This is a genomic window from Vibrio sp. KUL78, assembly GCF_059725505.1.
The window spans coordinates 92,076-111,381 of record NZ_AP045837.1 but is presented as its reverse complement, the minus strand read 5'-3'; the positions used below and the strand labels follow the sequence as shown (position 1 = coordinate 111,381).

The 19,306-nt window shown below is 49.5% G+C and carries 22 protein-coding genes; 9 read left to right on the top strand and 13 right to left on the bottom strand.

What is annotated here, in order from left to right; genetic code table 11:
* The first annotated feature begins 1 nt into the window (after position 1).
* From motA to AC6I8Y_RS00520, 3 genes are all read left to right on the top strand, one after another.
* Positions 2-859 carry a flagellar motor stator protein MotA gene (gene motA / locus AC6I8Y_RS00530; protein WP_042477846.1) on the top strand — a complete coding sequence of 286 codons (858 nt, stop codon included), beginning with the start codon at positions 2-4 and terminating at the stop codon, positions 857-859.
* The gene (locus AC6I8Y_RS00525) at positions 859-1,854 is read left to right on the top strand and encodes a flagellar motor protein MotB (RefSeq protein WP_252013028.1); all 996 of its coding nucleotides are present in this window, start codon (positions 859-861) and stop codon (positions 1,852-1,854) included. Before motA ends, AC6I8Y_RS00525 begins: the two co-directional genes overlap by 1 nt.
* 93 nt (positions 1,855-1,947) lie before the next feature.
* A complete protein-coding gene (locus AC6I8Y_RS00520) occupies positions 1,948-2,250 on the top strand; it encodes a hypothetical protein (RefSeq protein ID WP_128648354.1) in 303 nt (100 codons plus the stop codon).
* 115 nt (positions 2,251-2,365) lie between these two features.
* Here the strand turns inward: AC6I8Y_RS00520 and AC6I8Y_RS00515 are convergent, their stop codons facing one another.
* From AC6I8Y_RS00515 to flgB, 12 genes are read right to left on the bottom strand one after another with little or no spacing between them, the layout of a single operon-like run.
* A complete protein-coding gene (locus AC6I8Y_RS00515) occupies positions 2,366-3,400 on the bottom strand; it encodes a flagellin (protein ID WP_498020621.1) in 1,035 nt (344 codons plus the stop codon).
* A gap of 44 nt (positions 3,401-3,444) precedes the next feature.
* Entirely contained in the window at positions 3,445-4,347 is a 903-nt protein-coding gene (gene flgL / locus AC6I8Y_RS00510; RefSeq protein WP_498020620.1) for a flagellar hook-associated protein FlgL, read from the bottom strand.
* A gap of 9 nt (positions 4,348-4,356) precedes the next feature.
* Positions 4,357-5,730 (bottom strand): flagellar hook-associated protein FlgK, encoded by a 1,374-nt coding sequence (flgK, locus tag AC6I8Y_RS00505; protein ID WP_234494796.1) that lies wholly within the window; start codon positions 5,728-5,730, stop codon positions 4,357-4,359.
* Between the two features lie 5 nt (positions 5,731-5,735).
* A complete protein-coding gene (locus AC6I8Y_RS00500; protein WP_498021409.1) occupies positions 5,736-6,290 on the bottom strand; it encodes a rod-binding protein in 555 nt (184 codons plus the stop codon).
* 9 nt (positions 6,291-6,299) lie between these two features.
* A complete protein-coding gene (locus tag AC6I8Y_RS00495) occupies positions 6,300-7,388 on the bottom strand; it encodes a flagellar basal body P-ring protein FlgI (RefSeq protein WP_394153958.1) in 1,089 nt (362 codons plus the stop codon).
* Between the two features lie 44 nt (positions 7,389-7,432).
* The gene (gene flgH, locus AC6I8Y_RS00490) at positions 7,433-8,140 is read right to left on the bottom strand and encodes a flagellar basal body L-ring protein FlgH (RefSeq protein WP_498020619.1); all 708 of its coding nucleotides are present in this window, start codon (positions 8,138-8,140) and stop codon (positions 7,433-7,435) included.
* Between the two features lie 47 nt (positions 8,141-8,187).
* Positions 8,188-8,973 (bottom strand): flagellar basal-body rod protein FlgG, encoded by a 786-nt coding sequence (flgG, locus tag AC6I8Y_RS00485; RefSeq protein ID WP_252013022.1) that lies wholly within the window; start codon positions 8,971-8,973, stop codon positions 8,188-8,190.
* 21 nt (positions 8,974-8,994) lie between these two features.
* The gene (locus tag AC6I8Y_RS00480) at positions 8,995-9,726 is read right to left on the bottom strand and encodes a flagellar basal body rod protein FlgF (RefSeq protein ID WP_042477831.1); all 732 of its coding nucleotides are present in this window, start codon (positions 9,724-9,726) and stop codon (positions 8,995-8,997) included.
* An 11-nt stretch (positions 9,727-9,737) separates the two neighbouring features.
* Positions 9,738-10,934: a flagellar hook protein FlgE gene (gene flgE, locus AC6I8Y_RS00475; RefSeq protein ID WP_252013021.1), complete on the bottom strand. Its 1,197-nt coding sequence runs from the start codon at positions 10,932-10,934 to the stop codon at positions 9,738-9,740.
* Between the two features lie 45 nt (positions 10,935-10,979).
* Entirely contained in the window at positions 10,980-11,657 is a 678-nt protein-coding gene (flgD, locus tag AC6I8Y_RS00470; protein ID WP_234494800.1) for a flagellar hook assembly protein FlgD, read from the bottom strand.
* Positions 11,657-12,091, bottom strand: a complete 435-nt coding sequence (gene flgC, locus AC6I8Y_RS00465) for a flagellar basal body rod protein FlgC (protein WP_042477826.1) — start codon at positions 12,089-12,091, stop codon at positions 11,657-11,659. The genes flgD and flgC overlap by 1 nt, the downstream gene beginning before the upstream one ends.
* A gap of 2 nt (positions 12,092-12,093) precedes the next feature.
* Positions 12,094-12,456, bottom strand: a complete 363-nt coding sequence (gene flgB, locus AC6I8Y_RS00460) for a flagellar basal body rod protein FlgB (protein WP_128648347.1) — start codon at positions 12,454-12,456, stop codon at positions 12,094-12,096.
* A 132-nt stretch (positions 12,457-12,588) separates the two neighbouring features.
* Between flgB and flgA the strand changes: the two genes are divergently transcribed.
* The 6 genes from flgA to AC6I8Y_RS00430 all read left to right on the top strand — a co-directional run bounded on the left by flgA (position 12,589) and on the right by AC6I8Y_RS00430 (position 17,522).
* Positions 12,589-13,311 carry a flagellar basal body P-ring formation chaperone FlgA gene (flgA, locus tag AC6I8Y_RS00455; RefSeq protein ID WP_498020618.1) on the top strand — a complete coding sequence of 241 codons (723 nt, stop codon included), beginning with the start codon at positions 12,589-12,591 and terminating at the stop codon, positions 13,309-13,311.
* A gap of 161 nt (positions 13,312-13,472) precedes the next feature.
* Positions 13,473-13,757, top strand: a complete 285-nt coding sequence (gene flgM, locus AC6I8Y_RS00450) for a flagellar biosynthesis anti-sigma factor FlgM (protein ID WP_042477817.1) — start codon at positions 13,473-13,475, stop codon at positions 13,755-13,757.
* 30 nt (positions 13,758-13,787) lie between these two features.
* Positions 13,788-14,231, top strand: a complete 444-nt coding sequence (locus AC6I8Y_RS00445) for a flagellar protein FlgN (protein ID WP_042477816.1) — start codon at positions 13,788-13,790, stop codon at positions 14,229-14,231.
* Complete coding sequence (locus AC6I8Y_RS00440; protein ID WP_498020617.1) at positions 14,206-14,931, top strand: lytic transglycosylase domain-containing protein; 726 nt, start codon at positions 14,206-14,208, stop codon at positions 14,929-14,931. Before AC6I8Y_RS00445 ends, AC6I8Y_RS00440 begins: the two co-directional genes overlap by 26 nt.
* Positions 14,932-15,035: 104 nt before the next feature.
* Entirely contained in the window at positions 15,036-15,932 is an 897-nt protein-coding gene (locus tag AC6I8Y_RS00435; RefSeq protein WP_394153877.1) for a DMT family transporter, read from the top strand.
* 318 nt (positions 15,933-16,250) lie between these two features.
* Entirely contained in the window at positions 16,251-17,522 is a 1,272-nt protein-coding gene (locus AC6I8Y_RS00430) for an NRAMP family divalent metal transporter (protein WP_128648345.1), read from the top strand.
* A 79-nt stretch (positions 17,523-17,601) separates the two neighbouring features.
* Here the strand turns inward: AC6I8Y_RS00430 and AC6I8Y_RS00425 are convergent, their stop codons facing one another.
* Positions 17,602-19,179 (bottom strand): PTS transporter subunit EIIC, encoded by a 1,578-nt coding sequence (locus AC6I8Y_RS00425; RefSeq protein WP_394153880.1) that lies wholly within the window; start codon positions 19,177-19,179, stop codon positions 17,602-17,604.
* Positions 19,180-19,306: the final 127 nt, after the last annotated feature.

Below are 19,306 nucleotides of genomic sequence, written 5' to 3'. Positions count from 1 at the left end.
TATGCAAAAGTTTACTGGCGCAATCATCATATTGATGTGTGTCTTCGGCGGATACGTCTGGGCCGGAGGCAGTCTAATGGCCATTTGGCAGCCGGCAGAAATGCTGATCATTGTCGGCGCAACCCTGGGCTCATTGATCATAGGTAACCCGCCTCAAGTATTGAAAGAGATGCGCAGCCAACTGCGCGCTATCGTATCGCCTCCCAAAGATGAACGTGAGTTCTACATGGAACTTATGGCACTGCTGCAAGTGCTACTTGAGACCGTGCGCAGCGGCGGCTTCAAGGCGCTCGATAAGCACATTGAAAACCCAGAGCAGAGCGATATTTTTGCTCGCTACCCTCGTGTTAGCCGTGACTACCGCCTAGTTTCTTTCATTACCGACAATTTACGTTTAATGGCAATGGGACAAATGTCGCCTCATGAGTTAGAGGGACTACTAGAGCAAGAGATTGAAGCGATCGAGGCTGATTACATGCAGCCGGCCCGCTCCATGCAGCGTACCGCAGAAGCCATGCCAGGCTTCGGTATCTTGGCCGCGGTTGGTGGCATCATCATTACGATGTCCGCAATTGATGGCTCGATTGCCATGATTGGCTATCACGTTGCCGCCGCTCTAGTAGGCACATTTATCGGTATTTTCGGTTGTTACTGCTGTTTAGACCCAGCAAGTAACGCCATGGCTCAACGTGTTAAACGCAACATGTCCGCCTTCGACTGCACTCGCGCAACCTTGGTTGCGTACGTAGCGAAGAAGCCGACATTGCTGGCGATTGACGCAGGCCGCAAGCACATTCAGCTAGACATTAAACCGACCTTTAACCAAATGGAGGTGTGGCTCGCTGAACAGGAGGGATAATGCAAAAACATGAGCAAGTAGTCTTCAAACGCGCCAGTCGCAGTCATCACCATGAATCTCATGGCGGTGCGTGGAAGGTGGCGTTTGCCGACTTTATGATTGCCTTGATGGCATTGTTCCTCGTACTTTGGGTCATGCAGGTCGTCGATAAAGAAGAGCGCAAAGCGATTGTTGCTCATCTGCAAATGGCGAGCGTGTTTGACCAGAGTACCGGTAATCTTTTCGATACCTCGCAAAGTATTTCTCCGATCGACCTAGCGACGGATTCGTCCGTGGCTAGTCGTCACGACTCAGTCCATACGGTGAGCTCTTTTTTTCAGGGCGATCGCGAAGGGCCGGAGTCAGACTCTCTCATCGATGGCACCTTTGATACCCAAGAACGCTTGGCTGCGCTTGCGCAGGTGATCAATGACATGGTGCGCCAAATCAACGCAGAGGGAAATGTCGACGTCACCGTCACCCCACAAGGGCTGCGCATCGTGCTGCAAGATGATTACAAGCAAAACATGTTTCGTCGCGGTGGCTCAACCTTAACCCCGTTCTTTGAAGACCTATTGCTTGCACTTGCACCCGTATTTGAGCGCGTTGAAAACCCGATGATCATCAGTGGTCACACGGATTCGACACAGTATCGTCAAACCTTCTCAAGTAAGTCTAACTGGGAGCTTTCATCGTCGAGAGCTAACACCGCAAGGCACACCCTAGTGTCTGGGGGCATGCCTGAAAAGCGTGTTCTACAAGTCACGGGAATGTCGGATCGCGCCCTACTGAACCATTCAGAGCCATCATCGAGTGAAAACCGTCGCATCGAGCTGTTTATCTTGACCACTCCAGCGGCTGAAGTGATCAGCACCCTGTTTGGTCAACAACCAAATAACGAACTCGAAAAGGCGCGAGAAAAGGCGAAGTTCAACCAACCGGTATTCCGAACCGATACTATCCGTTTCGATACCGACACCGCGCCAAGCTCCACCACCGACGCCCAAGCGCTTTAACTTGCACCTCTCTTTGGGTGTTCTATCCTTGAAGTAGAACACCCTTGATATGTCGAAAGTTTCTTATTGAGCACCGAATCAGTAGAGTGTGTTATGCGACGAACTATTCCCCACATGCCAACGAAGGCAAACAAAGCCCCAGACGGACTACAGAAGGCATTTCTGTGGCTAATCATTGTTGATTATGCGCTACTTGCCCTGTTCCTGAGCCAGCTCACCACGCTGTCGCTCAGAGGCGGCACCTTCATCAGTTTGCTTCTGGTGGTCTACAACATACTGCTGACGTTTATGTGCTTTCGCCGAACCCATCGTCAGGACGCTTATATTATCTATCCGACAATATCGGCTACGCTGCTGGCGTTTGTGTGCTTTTTGTACTTTTTCTTTTTGGTGTAACTACTCCTCGCGCAGCACGCCAAACATAGAACACTAAAAAGGCCAGTATCGTAATGATACTGGCCTTTGTTTATTCAGCGCTGCTCTCTATCGCTAACAAGCTCTGGTATTTAACCTATTTAAGTAACGCCACTACCGTATGTCTACGAACATTCGCTTGAGCATTAAGAGCTTGGAACGTGGTAGTAAAGTCTTGGGAGAGTTGATTAAAGCTAGAGAGCTGTTGATTGACCTGCTCGGTTGAAGGGAGGTTGGATTGGCTCTGGATTCGCGTCATTTGCGTATCCAGTTGGGATTGGAACTGTCTGGCTTCGTTTAAGCTCAGCTGAGCTTGTTTGAGGTGCTGGTTGACCTTAGCGATGGACTGTTTGATACCGTCGCGTGAACCAAGGTCAAATTTAAGCTCTGCCATACCGTCTGGCTCAGCTTGGATAGAGAAAGTGTTGGCTTGTCCGGCAGGGAAGCGGTGACCTTCACCTGTGACACGCACGTGCTGCTGCATCGCTGCGTATGCAGACTCATGGACTTCAAATACGATGCTGCCATCGTTGGCAAGAGATGCGCGCATCCCCATAGGAATCACACTGCGGTCGAGCTGCTTCACCGTGCGCTGTCCATCCGATAAACCATCAAACTGCAACATAACGGAGCCGCCGCTCGGAAAATCCAGACGCACCTGTTCTGCACGTTCACTCATACGGTGTACGTTCAAACCAGGAATAGAGAATCGTCTGACATCGGCGGTGTCGAGCTTCAGATGCAGCTCGTTGTCGACCACTCGCTTACCATCAAAGCGCGCTTGATTCAGCGTGGTTTCAATCATGTTCTTAGAACGGGCAAGCTTGTCAGTAGTTTGAGGTGATGCACCGTGTGATAGTGCTTGAGTTAACTGCTTTTTCACTTGAGTGAGCTCTTTACCCACACCTTGCAACGCCTTGGTAGCAATTTGAACCGAAGTCGCGTGCTGCTGACCTTGAGTCAGTAGAACGCCAGAAAGTGAATACGCCGAAGCGATTTCTGCTTGTGGTTTAAGCAGATGTTTTGATAAGGAAATGGTGGTATCAGAAGCCTGGGAGGGAGCAATACTCGTGGTGCCCTGCCCTGTGAGCTTAATACTATGCGGCCTAACTTCAACCGTACTTACTGCCATACCATCATTCCTTGAAACGTGTTACCTAAGACCTAAAGCGACCGCTAGATGCGGTCGAATAAAGAGAGATCATTTATCTTCATATAACTGGCTTGCGTTGCCTGCAGCGCAGCCATGTAGTTGCTCAGCCGAACTGAGGCTTCACCATAGTCGAGGGCAGAGACATCACTGGTCACCTTATCGACAAATAGCTTATTCTCCACATGCGCACCATCCATCAAATCGAGGTTGTTGTGGCGTCCACCGATTTGAGTCATCGCACCCAGAACGTTACCTAAGGTATCATCAATGGCGTTGAGGCTAGCTTCAACTTCATTTTGAAAATTTGGACTCGGGCTCTTAAATTCAGCAATCAAACGATCGATTTGATTCAATACGTTATCGCCGCCACCCAAATCGAGAATATCTTGAGCCGTGGTGTTGGACTCCATGGTCACCCCTTTTGCCACGGTCACAACTCGCTTGTCACTGTTGCCATCAAGAGAATAGACACCGCCACCCGCATCAGAAATAGCTGGCGTATCGGTTTTAGTACCCGAGAACAGATAGTGCCCTTCTTCGTCTTGCGCATTAAACGACGACTGCACAGATTCGCGTAAGCTCTCAAGCTCAGCAATCATGCCTAAGCGGTCTTCATCCGTTAAGGTACCATTCGCCCCCCACAGCACCAACTCACGCATGCTTTTTAGACTCTCGTTAACCGAATCCAGGTGCACCTCTTGACTCGATAGCGTGGTTTTCACATTGGCGATATTGCGCTGATACTGAGAAATCGCCGCGCCTTCACGGTTAAGGTTGAGCAGTTTAATCGACGCCATTGGGTCGTCAGACAACTTAGTGAGTCGATCACCTGTGGCCATTTGTTGCATCACTTTACCAAGCCCTGCGTTATTGATTTGCAGGCTTTGCAGCATCATCTGGCTAAATTGAGTATCACTGATTCTCATGGTCTCTCCTTAAAATAGCTGCAATACAGAGTCAAACAGCTGATTCGCTGTGCTGATCACTTTCATATTGGCATTATGGGCGTTGGCAAAGGTCATTAGGTTTGCCGCCTCTTCGTCACTGTTTACGGCACTGACGTTGTCGCGCGCTGCAACCGCTTGATCCGACATTGCTTTTTTCGCCTGATAATCAGACTCCGCTTGTCGTGCTTTAATGGCTGTTTCACCGACCATAGCGGTAAACGCATCATTTAAGGACAGCGAGCCAAGTCCTGAGATCGCCACTGGCTTATTGCTGATAGCAATCAAATCCTTGAGATTGTCACTGTTACCCGGATTACCGTCGGCAGAAAATGCCAGCTCATCGGCGGTAATATTGGTGATATCTAAGCTTGCGGCTGGGTTCGCTGGATCATAGGTAAATAGCGGCGCACCTGGGTTACCATTTAGGTCCAACCCCGCAGCGAGCACGGCATTAAATTCATCGGCAACACTGCGTGCCATGTCATCTATGGCTTGTTGGTTCGGCACAAGCACATCGACTTGGTAGTCATGAAGTGCGCCTAGCTTGCCGCCAATATCCCCTTTTGCTGCAAAGGTTTGATTACCAAATTCAATATGCAGATCCGCAAGGTACGGGTCACTTGGGTCTGGAATCGCCTTAATCACACTTGAATCCGAGCCCATGACGAGAGGCTGACCTGACGCCAATGACACTTGCACGCTGCCATCCGGTTGATCAGTGGTTTTCACCGCCATGATGGTCGACAGCTCTCCGATGAGCGCATCACGAGTATCCATGAGCTGAGAGGCGTTGCCTCCGGTGCCTTGCATCTCAACGATCTGCTTGTTTACTTGAGCAATGTTCGCCATCAAGCTGTTGGCATGAGACAGCGCGGCATTGCGCTGATCGTGTACATCTTTATGCTGATTATGCAGCGATTCGGTGAGCGTATTGAATCGGCGCGCTAAGGCTTCTGACTCGTTGATCACCTGCTGACGCAGCGGCGTCGATTCTGGTTTAGTCGTCGCATCATTGAGCGAGGCAAACAGACTATCGAGTCCTGCAGACAAGCTAAAGCCATCTGCGCCCAGCATGTTTTCTAGTTGGCTCATGGCCGACAAGTATCCCGCCGAATAATTGGCTTCACTGGCTGTCGACCAGGTTTGTTTCACTAGGTATTGGTCTGTCACACGGCGTATGCTGGTAACTTCGACTCCCATACCGGGTGAGTTGAAATCGTATTTTCCGCCTGCCACCGAAGACATCAGAGCTTGCTGGCGGCTGTATCCTGGGGTGTTCACGTTAGCAACGTTTTGCGCCGTGACATCGAGTGCCACGCGGTTGGCATTCATGCCTGAAAGCGCGATATTAATAAGGCTCATTGCAGTTAACGCTCCGTGATTTTCATTAGAGGCTGAGAGAAGGCCATGGTCATGGCAGCCTCACGAGGAGACTGAAGATTAAAGGCGGCGGAAGTGTGCTCGTCGTTAACTGACAAGGACACGTTTGTATTACCTAATGCATGAGTTTGTGATTTGCCTTCCATGTCATTGGCTGAGCCCATGGCTTGCACACGCTCGGCATCAAACTGCACCTCTTGGTTAGAGCTCGCACTTTGGGCAGGTCCCAATTGCTTAACCAACATATCGGCGATACCCGAGTTTTGTTTCTTCGCTAGCTCGATAGAGAGCTGACCATCGTGCATATCGCGAAATACCCCATGCTGCTGGGAAGAAAAAGGACTGTCTTCATCAGCAAGCACATCGCTACTGCTGCGCATCTGTCTGAGCACCATCTGCAAAAACATGGCTTCAAACTGACCTGCCACCTCTTTGAGCGCTTCTGGGCTATCATTGCTGTGTCTAATGTTGGTCAGCGCTGCGTTGTCGTGATAAAGCATACTGTTGACACGAGTCGTGTCGTTCATGGCATCTATTTTCATCATCGCCTCCTAGATCACTACCAACTCAGCATTCAATGCGCCTGCTTCATGCAGGGCTTGCAGAATGGACATCAAATCGGTTGGTGTTGCGCCTAAGCTATTAACTGCGTTTACTATCGTGTTCAGCTCTGTCCCTTCAGGCCAGATCACCATTTGTGCTTGGTCTTCGTTAATGTCGATCTTGGTTTGGTCGACAACCACGGTATCGCCATCAGCGAACGCGTTTGGCTGACTGACTCGCTGTGACTCACTGATAGCCACAGTAAGGTTACCGTGACTGACTGCTGCCTCGGTGACTTTGACGTTCTTACCGACTACAACGGTGCCGGTGCGCGAGTTGAACACGATACGAGCTGGCTTACGCCCCTCAACAACACTCATCTCTTCAAGCATCGACATCATGGTGACACGCTGCTGGCTGTCTTTCGGTGCACGCATATCAACACGTACCTTGTTGACCGCAATCGCGACCTCAGGACCAAAGGTACTGTTGATCTCACGAGCAATATTCTTCGCAGTAGTGAAGCTCGCCTTGCGAAGGTTCAGCGTGATTTGTGGACGTGAGTTAAAGTCCGATGGGATTTCACGCTCCAGTGTCGCTCCATTGGGTACGCGACCCGCGGTTGGCGTGTTTACTGCAATCTTAGAGCCGCTGCGTCCTTCAGCAGAAACGCCGCCTACAACCACATTGCCTTGTGCGACTGCATACACCTCGCCATCAACACCGCGCAGCGGTGTGAGCAGCAATGTACCGCCACGCAAGCTCTTAGCATCACCAATCGATGACACCACGATATCCAACATCTGACCCGGGCCTGCCATTGGGTCAACAGAGGCCGTCACGCTCACCGATGCCACATTACGCAGCTTAGGGTTAGCGTCATCTCCGATCTGTACACCAAACTGACGCAACATATTGGTAATGGATTGTGCCGTGAACTTAACCTGGTTTCGGTCACCCTGACCATCAAGACCCACGACCAAGCCATAACCCACCAATTGGTTAGTGCGCACACCTTGCACATCGACAAGGTCCATAATAGGAATTTCCACTTCAGCGTGAGCGGACGGCATCAAGATAAGCGCCGAGGCAGTCATCAATGCCGTGAAAAAAGTATCAAGAAAACGACGAGTGTTAAGCATTAAAACGGCATCCATGGGCTAGTAAAGAACTGCGTTAACCAACCAGCTGAGTTGCTGTCGGCTAAGGCTCCGCGTCCTGAGTAGGTAATGCGAGCATCACCAATTCGATGAGAGAACACTTGGTTGTAGCGGTCGACATCATCGGCTCTGACGATTCCTGTCACACGAATGAACTCATCCCCTTGATTAAGGCGAATCCATTTTTCGCCGCTGACTTTCAGTACGCCGTTAGGCATGACTTCATGGACAGTGACCGTGATGGCCCCTTCAAGCTTATTGCCCTGAGAGCTCGCTGCGCTGCCATCAAAGGCTCGGCTTCCGCTGATACCAACGGCGGTTTCATTTAACGTTTTTCCGCCTACCGTTGCCGCGCCAAAGTCGACGTTGGAAGACTTACCAAACTTGGTGTCGGCTTTCTTGCTTGATTGGGTTTCTTCTACAAGAAGAATGGTTAGCACATCGCCAACGCGATAAGCGCGGCGATCTTGAAATAACGTGAGGTTGTATTGGTGACGATACAAACTGCCATTGGTCGCCTCTGGCAACGCATAACTAAGCTCTGGTGGCGCGTACTTCTGCTCGTCTGGCTCTGGCGGCACAAACTCAGGTCTAGAGGCACACCCTGCCAATACCAGCAAGCTCAGCAGCGCTATTCTTCTCACAAGAACAGTGCTTCGCGTCAAAAGGCTTCGAGAAAACCATTTCATGTCACAACTTCCTTTCACGTTATTTCCCGCTAACTTAATTGACCGAATTACACGGCTTGAGCAACAAACTTAAGCATGTCATCAGCAGCCGACACGACTTTAGCGTTCATCTCGTAGGCACGTTGAGTGGTGATCATGTCCACCATCTCTTCCACGACTTGCACGTTGGAGCCCTCCAACGCGCCCTGTTTAATGCTGCCCGCACCTTCCTCACCAGCGATGAGTTCTTCCGCCTGACCGCTCGCTTCCGTTTCTTTAAACAGGTTGCCACCAATCGCCTCTAAACCAGCGGGATTGATAAATTTAGCCAACGTGATCTGACCAAGCTCTTGAGGAGCAGGACCATCTGCCGTTGTCGTGGTGACCGTGCCATCCACACCAACAGATAGCGTCAACGCGTTATCTGGGATCTGGATTTGTGGCTCAAGAGGCAAGCCCTGACTGTTGACCATCAAGCCCTCGGAGTTGACATGAAACTGGCCGTTGCGGGTATACATGATTTGACCGTCAGAGTTTTCAATCTGGAAGAAGCCTTGCCCCATAACCGCAAGATCCAGCTCTTGCCCTGTGTTTTGTGCACTCCCCTGAGTGAAGACTTTCTGTGTACCGACAACACGAACACCACTACCAAGCTGCACACCGGTTGGCAGCTGATTCACTTGGTCTACTTGTGCGCCCGGTTGGCGCTGAATGCTGTAGAACAGGTCTTCGAAGACCACTCGGTCACGCTTAAAACCGACCGTATTAACGTTGGCGAGGTTGTTTGAGATTGCCGTCATTTTCGTGTCTTGGGCGGCCATCCCTGTTTTACTGACCCATAATGCTGAATGCATGGTTTACTCCTTTAAACGCGACTAGCTCGCGCTCATTAATTTATTTCCTGATTGCGCTAGGGTTTCTGCGGTTTTCATCATGCGGATCTGCATTTCGAAGTTGCGCGTTAGCGACATCACACTGAGCAGTTCATCAATGGCAGACACGTTACTGCTCTCGATGTGCTCTGGGGCAAGGTTAACAGTGGCATCGGCCGCAAAAGGCTGACCATCTAAGCTGTGCAGCAGGCTGTCGCTCTCTTTTTGCAGTTGGGTAATGTCCGGCTTCACCAGCTTTAATGTGCCAACTTCCACCTCTGCACCGCCGCCAGGCGGGATCACCGAGACGCGTCCACGCTCACTGATTTCCACCTTCTGAAATTCCGGCAGCACCATAGGTCCGTTATCACCAACAACCGCAAAGCCGTTGATGGTCATTGCGCCGAGGTCATCGACCTTAATATTACCGGCACGCGTGTATGCCTCGTTGCCCGCTGGCGTTTGCACACTGATGTAGCCCTCGCCCATGATGGCGATATCCAGTGGACGACCCGTTTTAACGACGTCTCCAGAATCAAAACGAGTTGCTGCTGAGTTGGTGACCACCATAGTGCGACCATCAAAACCAGAGCCTTGCAATGGAACGCTATTAACGCGTTCCATATCCGCGCGAAAGCCGGCGGTGTCGGCATTCGACAGGTTGTTGGAGCGAACATGCTGAGCTTTAAGTACTCGGCTGGCCCCCGTTGTCGCAGTAAATAGCAAGCTATCCATAGGTTAGATTCCTATACCGCGTTAAACAGAGCTTGAGTCAGCTTGTCAGATGTAGAGATTGTCTTCGCATTCGCCTGATAGTTGCGCTGGGCGGTCATCAGGTTCACAAGCTCAGAGGTCAAGTCCACATTGGAACCCTCTAGTGCACCTGGGGTGAGATCGCCCAAAACGCCGGTACCTGGTGTACCAACTACGGGTGCGCCTGAACTAAAGCTCTGAGTCCAAGCTGTGCCATTGGTTTTGGCAAGACCTTGAGGGTTGGCGAAGTTAGCCAGTACGACCTGTCCCTGAAGCTGAGATTGACCGTTGGTGTATGTTGCGAACACCATGCCGTTGTTCTCAACGCGAACACCCGCAAGTTCACCGGATGTGTAGCCATTTGGGCTATTGGTGCTCACACCAAACGAAGCGCCAAATTGGGTGCTGCCTGCTAGGCTAATATCGATGCTCATTGGGTTGGCACCGGCCGCAGGGAAGCTGATATTCGTCGTACCTGTTGGCGAGTTTAGTGTGCCGTCTGGATTAAAGGTCACAGGAACCGTTGAAACAGGTGTGGTACCACCATCGACTTGAACGTTCACTTCCCAAGTGTTGTCCGCTGTTTTCGTAAAGTACTGCGTTACTGTGTGAGAGTTACCCAGCGAGTCGTACACCTTAGAGGTGTATGATGAGTTAAATGAATCTGGGTTATTTGGGTCAAAAGGGGTGACCGTTTGATCGATGGCAGTCGCACTCGCATCAAAGTTGGCGATAAAATCCAGTTTGTCGGTGGCTTTTGCTGCTAACGAAGAGGTGCTGATCTTGATATCACCAACCGCGCCGTCAAGCAGATTGTTGTTGCTATCGACACCGTAACCCTGAAGCTTAGCGCCAGTATTACCCACAACAAAGTTGTCTTTGTCAGTACCAAATACACCTGAGCGGGTGTAAAGCGTCTGCCCCATCAAGTCTTTCGTTACGAAGAAACCGTTACCATTGATGGCAAGGTCCATCGCGCGACCCGTACCAGAGACTGAACCATTTTTATCGAAGTTTTGCGAGATAGATGCAACCTCAACACCGCCTGGTTGCATGCCGTTGTATACAGCGGAGAATTCGGTGCGCGCCTCTTTAAAACCGTAGGTCGATGCGTTAGCAATGTTGTGGCTGATGGTGTTTAGCTGAGTATTGGTGGCGTCCAAGCCGCTTAAAGCAATATTAAAACTCATGATGTCCTCTTTATTCTGATAGTTTTGTTGGTTTTACACTCGGCGCTAAGCACCAAACTGACTGATTTGATAGAAAGGCACGTTACCGACACCCGCGACGTTGACCATGGCGGCGCCGCCACTACTTGGAATGCGAACCTGCTGCACTTCACCGGCCAACATCACTGATGGTGATGCTTGTCCTTCTTGTACCTCTACCGAAACGCTGTACTTACCAGGTTTGAGACCTAACTCTTCTGGGTCGATAGAAAAATCCACATCCCCAGCCGGATGAGCACCCAGTGGCACCTTGGTTTTTTGCCCAAACTCATCTTCGACGACTAAGGTCACTTGGCTTGATGAATGTGCTAGCTCTACACGACCTTTCTGAGCGCCGTCACTGAGCTCAAATTCGTTGCCATTGACGTAAACGGTTTGACCAACCAAGCCTGCCGTCGACAGTACCTGCATGTTGTCGAGTAGTACCATGCTGTTTTGCATCAGCATCGACATGTTCTCGGTACTTTGAACCTGAGAGAACTGTGCTAGCTGGCTGACATACTCAGTACCATCGAGTGGGTTGAGCGGGTCTTGGTTTTGAATCTGCGCCACCATCAAGGTGATGAATTCATTTTGAAGTGAGCTGGCACTATTAGAATCTTGAGGATTTGCCGACACGCCTGCATTCGCTTGCTGGCTAACCGGAGTGTCCGTATCGAGTGCGTTGAACTGTGCAATACTCATTAGCTACCCTGCCCTAAACGAAGCAGGCCCTGCTGCATACTTTTCACATTCGACAACACTTCTACATTGGTTTCGAAGCTGCGAGTGGCCGACATCATGTCCGCCATTTCAGAAACCACATCGACACCCGGGTAGTAGACATAGCCCTCTTCGTTTGCCAACGGGTTATTCGGTTCAAAGCGCTGTTCAGCCTGAGCGCTGCCTTGTACCACATCGACAATGCGAACCTCGGCATTGGGATACACACCCTGCTGGCTCGCCAGTTGTGTTTGGCTATACACAGTGGCAAATACTGGTTTAAGGGGTTTATAGGCATCATCTGGATTGGCTGATACTGCATCAGCGTTGGCCAGGTTACTGGCTACCGTATTAAGTCGAACGGTCTGTGCGGTCATCGCAGAGCCAGCAATAGAATAGATATCAGTAAATGACATGATTAACGTCCCTCAATCGCTTTCGCCAGCCCATTAAACTTCATGTTCATGAATGTCAGGCTGGTTTGAAAATCCATGTTGTTTTGAGTGAATTTGGCTTGCTCAACACCCAGCTCGACCGTATTGCCATCCTTGCTGTTCTGGTACGGCACCGAATACTGGGTCGCGATATCCAATTTAGGCGTAGCGGTATGCACACCATTGGCGCTAGCTTGCTTCATCACTGTGGTAAAACTCAGGTCCTTAGCTAGGTACCCAGGCGTATCGACATTTGCTAAGTTACTTGCAAGCACCTTGGTTCTTTGGACTCGAAAATTCAGTGCTTCTGGATGTACACCTAATGCACTGTCAAAACTGATTGCCATGTCTCTGTCCTTAAATGGGCGATAGTCACAAAGAAAGAACAAGATACATGCCAACTTTTAAAGCCAATAAAAACAATGGATTACATAAAACAAAGGAAACGGAACTTCCGATTTACGGAAGCGAGAGACAGGATGGGGAAGTGGATTTTGGGCTCGTTTTTGAGCCTTTTACTCAGTAATCATGCCTTAGCGAACGAGCTCAAAATGACGCAAATGAGTATTGAGCAAGTTGTGCGACAAGCACTGAATTCCGAACTAGAACAGCTTGCTGCGACGCATCGCTGGGACCACTACGAGGCAAGGCTAGTGATATTGGTTCCAGAGTCAGCAAAACATCTCAATCGCTGCCTTTCACCTCTCATTACGAGCAGTCGCGATCACCAAACACTGCCTGTTGGCAACCTTAAACGCAGCGTCAGCTGTGAGGATGGCAGCAATGACTGGCGCATCAATGTCAGCATCCGAGCCACGTTGTCGCTACCTGTCGCCGTTGCCAGCACCACGCTCAATCGGCATGACAGCATCGATTCTCGCTCGATACGTCTAGAAACTCGAACCCTATCGCGGGCGACCTCGTTTGTTACCGACCTCTCCACATTGCAGGGTAAGCAAGTCACGCGACGCATGCGCACTGGTCAAATCATCGATAGCAAATTTGTTAGTAGCCCTCCGTTAGTCGAAAAGGGAAATGAAGTGGTCATCATCGCCGAAAGAGATGGGTTCAATGCGACAACCAAAGGGATTGCGCTGGAAACCGGCGCTTCAGGAGAGCAAATAAAGGTGCAAAACAGCCAATCTAAAAAAGTCATTCGGGCGGTCGTGTCTGGTTTGAACCAGGTTCACACTCAATTTTAAATTTCTGACTCAAGGTAACATTTTTCAATCAATGCGCTCGAAATGTCATAGGGCATTGAGATAGAAAAAAAAGAGCAACAAATTTAGCTGGGCAGATTTAATACTGATGCTCGCTTTGTCGCCCTATACTGTTATCGACATATTGATAGGACAGCAACACAATGAAAATCGACAAAGTGGCCGGCGGACATGTCCCACAAACCAACTTCAATCAGTCTAAGACTCAAACGCCTGAAGCACCGGCACGTAAGACCGTTTCACAAGCCGCATTCAATGCAAATACAGCAGCACTAGACAAGGCGCAAGCTGAGCTTGCTGCAATGCCAAACGTCGATATGGCGAAAGTGGAAGCGGTACGAAATGCACTCGCAAACGGTGAACTTGGACTGGATGTCAAAGCCCTTTCGCAAGCTGTGATGCGTTTCCATACCGGTCACGAGTCCTAAGCGAACCACCCATTTAGTGGAGTAACCAAGATGGCCACCTCGAAAACCGAGCTCGTGCAGAACTTTGTCGTTAGCATTTCTGAAGACATCAAACTGTATCGCAAGCTGCTCTCATTGCTGCAGCACCAAAAAGCCCTGTATCTAAAATTCGATGGTGAGTCACTAAGTCACAACATCAGCAAACAGCTGCCAGTACTTAAGCAGCTTGGCCACAATGCCAGTCAGCGTAGTCGGCTTCTTAGTCAGCTAAATTTGCCCTGTTCGGAACAAGGGGTTGAGCGTTTAGTCAGAGCGTTACCTATCAAGCTGTCTGACAATGTCCGCAAACAGTGGCAGATCCTTGAGTCACTCATTAAAGAGTGCCAAAAATACAATCAAGAGAATGGACAAAGTTCAGCGGCTTTTCATGAACTGCTTGGTGAGCTGACCGGGCGAGAGCAACACAGTTATGAGGAACATGCACGCTCGCTGTAGAGTCAGCTCGAGAGTCAGTCACTGGCTGCTTTGGTTAGTGATAGGCTTGCTGTGTATCTGGCACACCCAAAGTGATGCCAAACCTGCTCAATCTGATGTGGCACCACATATTGCCACGCTCAAGCCGTATCAAAATCATATCATTAAGAAGTTTGAAGAGTTCAGCCCACTGGTGGATGAGATATTCAAGCAGCTTAAACAAAAATCGCTACCAGACAGTTTAGTCCTGGTCCCCATGCTCGAGTCCTCCTATAACCCCAAAGCCGTCTCTCCTGCCAAAGCCGCCGGGCTTTGGCAACTGATGCCAGCCACCGCCAAACGCTTTGGGTTAACCGTAGACCAAAACCTCGATCAGCGCTTTGAGATTGAGCCGAGTACTCGTGCTGCGATGCAGTATCTGTCGTTTCTGTATCGCAAGTTTGATGGTGACATCAACCTCACGTTAGCGGCTTACAATGCGGGTGAAGGACGAGTTCAACGCGCCATCAACAGAGCAGGCAGTCGAGACTTTACCAAGCTGACCTTACCCAATGAAACCGTCCATTATGTGCGCCGCTTTTATGCTCTCATGACGCTGGTTGATATCTCGTCTCTCAAGCGCGATCGCGTCGATACCCTATGGCTGTTTGCCAGTGAGACATCATGGCAACAAGCGCCGTTAATTGACCTGACGCCTCTACCGCCACTTATCTCTCTCTAGTCTTGTGTGACCAGCAATCATAATCTAACATTTGTGGGTTTTCAGAATGCCATTCACTGGTAAGATGCTGGCATTGTTCACTCCATCCCAACGCTAACATCTCAATGCATAACGAACGCAAAGCCCTGCTATTTGGGTTATCCGCCGTCTTATTGTGGTCCACCGTCGCAACCGCATTTAAGCTTACACTGGCTGAATTCACGCCCGCTCAAATGGTCGCGGCTGCTTCTGTCGCCTCAACGATCGCTCTGATTATTGTGTGCGCGATGAAAGGGACACTTTCTCAGCTAAAGACAACTTTTATATCAAACCCTTGGTACTACTTGTTGCTTGGGCTAATTAATCCATTCGCCTACTATCTGATCCTATTCAAGGCCTACGATCTACTGCCAGCCTCCCAAGCTCAGCCCATTAACTACAGCTGGGCCATTACACTGACCTTAATGGCTGCGGTGTTCCTAAAGCAGAAAATCCGTCCGCAAGATTGGTTTGCGTGTGCCTTGGGGTATCTCGGTGTGGTGGTGATCGCCACTAAGGGCGATGTATTGGGACTTCAATTTGATAGCCCTGCTGGTGTGGCACTCGCCCTGCTCTCCACACTATTGTGGGCAGGTTATTGGATCCTAAACACCAAAAACACGGCCGATCCAGTTGTCGGTGTACTACTTGGCTTTTTGGTTGCTCTGCCCTTTGCGTTTGGTGTTGCCATCTACGAGGGCGCCACATGGTCTAATATCACGCTGAAAGGCTGGCTGGCGGTTAGTTACGTCGGACTGTTTGAGATGGGGATTACTTTTGTCCTTTGGCTTAGCGCACTAAAGCTAACTCAAAACACTGCGCGTATCAGCAATCTTATTTTTGCTTCGCCGTTCATCTCACTCATGCTACTGGCCACTATCATCGGTGAAGAGATCCATCCTTCTACATTGATAGGTTTAGTGCTTATTGTCATTGGTCTCATCGTTCAACAGCTAAAAAGAAAGCCTCAGCCACAGGAATAGCTGACAACATCGCAAAACCCAACACTTAGCGTCGCGAGAGCTCACTCTCGCGACACTTTCCGATATTTTTTCCTACTCTTTTTCCTTTACCTTCAGTGATGATGCTTTAATTACACCCACATTATCAGCATAAAACACTACCTTTTATCGACCGTTCAGACATACCGACCAATCATTGATTAATTTCGTCGCGTCTTGCATTGCATCCTGCTGAAATTTCTGTAGAAATGGAGGGGTCGGAAATAATTTTTTATCGTTTCGTAAACTATTTTTTACAGCGATTTTATTACGGATAATAATCATAAAAGGACTCGTGTCATGGATACCTCTATCCCTTCAGAGCCAGCATCACGCCCTGGCCTTTCCCATTTAGTACGCTCTCTTGGCCCTGGCATTATGATGGCTGCTGCTGCAGTCGGTGGCTCTCATCTTGTCGCCTCAACAAAGGCGGGTGCCATCTATGGCTGGCAACTCGCTGCGCTGATCTTGCTCGTTAATCTGTTTAAATACCCATTCTTTAGAGCTGGAGTGCAATATACCGTTGGCACAGGTAATAGCCTGATTCAAGGTTATGAAGGATTGGGTCGCGGCTACCTGTGGGTGTTTACACTACTTACCGTCGTTTCCGCTGTTGTGAACACCGCCGCTCTGCTGTTGTTTAGTGCCAGCTTGCTTGGTTACTTCCTACCGTTCGAACTCTCATCGCTAGCCTTGTGCGGAATCGTACTCGCAACATGCGTCGGCATTTTGTTTGCGGGTCACTATAAAGCGCTCGACGGACTCTCTAAAGCCATTATGGCGACGCTGACCGTTGCCACCGTCACAGCCGTTATTATTGCGGCATCAAATGGCAGTGTTGCACCGGCAGATTACCAAGCGCCATCACCTTGGACCATCGCCGCTATCGGCTTCATCGTAGTGACCATGGGTTGGATGCCAGCGCCGATTGAGATCTCTAGCATAACATCCATGTGGCTCAAGAGTCAGTGTAAGAAGCAGAAGGTGACGGCGGAATCAGCGCTGTTCGATTTTAACGTCGGTTATATCGGTACGGCTTTATTAGCTTTAGTGTTCGTTGCACTTGGTGCACTAGTGATCCACGGTTCAGGGACAGAGCTGTCTGCTTCTGGCGTAGGGTTCTCACATCAATTGGTGGGCATGTATGCGTCAACGATTGGTGAATGGTCGCGCTACCTCATTGCTGTCATCGCCTTCTTCTGTATCTTCGGAAGTACTATCACTGTAATTGATGGCTACTCGCGCGCAATTGCTGAGTCACAACGCCTACTTCAAAACAAGACCGAAGAGAACCCGAAGTCCTACCAAGCATGGGTCATTGTGGTGTCTATTGCGGCTATCTCGATTATCGCTTTCTTCGCTAAAGCACTGATGCCAATGCTCGACTTTGCAATGATCATGGCATTTGTCACCACGCCAGTATTTGCACTGCTTAACTACATTCTGGTATCAAAAGCCACGCTGCCACCAGTGTTGCAAATGGGCAGCCGTCTAAAAGCGCTGTCGATTGTAGGTCTGATTTATCTATTTGGATTCTTAGCCGTATTTGTTTGGTGGAAGTGGTTGATGTAACGACATCACTCGCTTGCAATCAAAAGGCCTAGGTATGATCACCTAGGCCTTTTAGTAGAGAGAGGAAAATATAGCCTTACTACGCCATGGCTTCTAAAAACTCATTCACTTCTTGGCGCACCGACGCTACGTGGCTTCCGAAGATGATTTGAATGTTTTGCCCCTTGTTCACCAAACCCATTGGGTTCGACTCTTGGATTTTCGCTTCATCCACTAATGATGGGTCACGAACTTCGACGCGCAATCGGGTGTAGCAGTTTTGCACATCGATGATGTTGTCTTTACCGCCTAGACCTTCAATGATAGCAACCGAGTTGAACTCACCGACTGCGCTATCAATCGCTGCTGTTTTGTTGCGGTTCTTGTAGTCGTCTTTAGTTTGTAGCTTCATTTCCGCTTCACCACGACCAATGGTTTTCAGGTTAAGGTGCGTGATCAGCGCGCGGAACACAAAGTAGTACACGGCGAGCTGAACCAGACCAATCGCCACGTACATCGGCCAGTCGGTTTTATCGGTACCCAGTGGAATGTTGTAAACGATGAAGTCGATAAGACCCCCTTTACCTACCGCCACGACATCCAGCAGAGACAACACAGCCATAAATAGGCCAGTTAGGATAGCGTGCACAACAAACAGGATTGGCGCGACGAAAAGGAATGAGAATTCAATCGGCTCAGTAACACCCACCAAAATAGAAGACAGCACTGCAGGGAACACAATCGCTTTCACTTTTTCGCGCTTGTCTTGGTCAGCACAGTGATACATAGCAAGACCCGCACCTGTCAAACCGAAGATTTTTACTAGGCTGCGTGAATCAAACACGATTGAGCTAGAAAGACGCGTCGTCTCTGGGTCACCAATTTCAGCAAGGAAGATGTTCTCGATGCCGCAGTAGTTTTGACCGGCCACCATGGCACAACCACCAAGATCAGAGAAGTGCATTGGCACCCAAAGCAGGTGGTGAAGACCAGTTGGAATAAGGATACGCTCTAGGAAACCGTACACGCCAACGCCCATAGAACCTGCGCCGCGAATGCTCTCGCCAAAACCGAAGATAGCATGCTGAACCGGTGGCCAGATGTGGGTAAACAGAATACCAAGGCCAATCGCAACTGGGATCATGATGATAAGTACCAGACGAGATTCACCGTATAGTGATAGCGCGCCTTTAAGTACCTTTTGGCTGTATTTGTTGTGGAAGTAAGCGTTAACAATACCGATCAGCATGCCAACGAAGATACCTGTATCAACCACTTGCAAGCCAAGGATGCTCGCCTGACCGGTGCCCCCCAAGTCACCATCTAATAGCAGACCATTAAACTTCATATAGGTATGCATGGTGTAAAGGTAGATGAAGTAGATGATCAGCGCGTTAAAGCCAGCGAGGTGCTTGTCTTTTTTCGCAAGCCCCATCGAAATACCGACAGCAAAGATGATATGCAGGTTAATAAGAACGCTCAGCGTCGACCAAACCAACACTTCCCCCATCCCTTTAAAGAAAGGGGCATCTAAGAAAGGCAGTACTTCGACAATGCCAGGGTTGGTTGTTGCCGCTCCGATAGCAATCACAAAACCCACTAGCGGGAGGACATATATCGGTGCCAGCATGGCGCGCGATAAGTCACTCATATAAGTGGTTATAGCTTCTTTGTTCATTATTGATGTTCCTAAATACGCTATTAATTATTTTATTTCTGTAAATCACTTTATTCAGAAAAGAAGTCATAACAACTTTGTTGTACCTAGAATGTGATGAATGACCAGATATAGAACCAATTTATTA